At 42.9% G+C, this 904-nt stretch carries 1 pseudogene; it reads right to left on the bottom strand.

The features are described from left to right. Positions 1-642 (bottom strand): annotated as a pseudogene (locus tag A3738_RS07970) (PEP-CTERM system histidine kinase PrsK); the annotation flags it as partial. Positions 643-904: the final 262 nt, after the last annotated feature.

Here is a 904-nt window from a genome sequence, read left to right on the forward strand (position 1 = left end):
ATTCACCAGTGTTGCTGCGATCAGGGGGGCAGCTAGCGCATTTACAGCGCCACGGCTATCCCAAAGTGCTCCTGACAAACGATTGAAGAGCAGGGCGTCGGAGTACATAACGAAGTCATAAGCAAGGATGGTTGCAACCGCGATGCTGAGATACTTAATTCCTGCGCGGGTAAAGAGAGAAGAGTTTCGCCAAATTTGTTCTAGTAACAGAATGCCTACTAATGATACGAGAACGTTAAGAACTAACAGTGTTTTGCCAGAGACGAGGGATATTGTGAATAGCTCTTGAATTATCAGTACCGCAATCAACCCAGAGATTAAAGTGATAACGCCGGTTGTAAAAAAGAATTGGGGGCCGATTTTAAATTTAGAAGGAAAAACTGTGACGCCAAGAATGGCATACAAGACCGTAAACCACGCAGCGGTTCGTAATAGCTCAAGGTTATAGCGCAAGGTAAATGGCAGCTCAAAACCTAAAGCTTGAATTGTCAGTATCAATAACCAACACAGCGTAGTGCTGGTCGCAAATAAGATGGCTTTATCGGTAGCGCGTCGCTGATAACTGCGCACTGCGTATATCATTAGCAATGCAAACGTAATAGCGCCAGTCGCGTTACCTATAACGGAAAAACTAAGATCCATTTTGTTCGTTCGTTGTGGTTAAATTCGTCATGAAACAAGATCTGAACAGAAAATTGTTCTCTTACTATTCAGTGTATCAGGGATGTGTAAAAACGAGGCTTTTTTCAGACATAAAAAATGCCGGGTGTGCTACCAAACACAGCCGGCAATAAGTGCGAGTAGTATCCATGAAAAACTTTCATGTCCCCAACAGCTGCCGCTGTTGGTGGACTAAGTATTAGCGAAAAGTTGAAATAATCAAATGTATAAAGGTGAGTTTTTA

The organism is Oleiphilus sp. HI0066 (assembly GCF_001635725.1).